We start from the raw sequence: 324 nt of genomic DNA on the forward strand, positions 1-324 counted from the left end.
CCTCGACACGGACCGCCCTGCGGTCTGCCTGTCGGTCTGGGAACCCTGTCCCGCGGTGTTATTCCTGTCCGCTGAAGCGCCCGGAGTCAACGGCCCGTTCACGCCGTCATCACCCCGGGGATCTGCAGCACTGCCTACGCTCCGCCTGCTGCCGGACCGGCCTGGCGGATTACCCCGTCCCCGTCCGCCCGCCCGGTTACCCGGTGGGGAAGCCGGTTGGGAAGCCGGATCGTCACTGCTGTCGGCCCCGTCTGTGGTGCCATTATCCGTTCCGGTACCGGCATCATTCTTCGACACGGACCGCCCTGCAGTCTGCCTGTCGGT

At 68.2% G+C, this 324-nt stretch carries 1 protein-coding gene; it reads right to left on the minus strand.

Annotated elements, in window-relative coordinates; all coding sequences use genetic code 11:
* Positions 1-297, minus strand: a 297-nt coding sequence (locus A1830_RS23120; RefSeq protein WP_369815680.1) for a hypothetical protein, incomplete at its 3' end; no start/stop codon positions are given.
* Between the last annotated feature and the right edge of the window lie 27 nt (positions 298-324).

This window comes from Erwinia sp. ErVv1, from assembly GCF_900068895.1.
Lineage (GTDB): Bacteria > Pseudomonadota > Gammaproteobacteria > Enterobacterales > Enterobacteriaceae > Erwinia.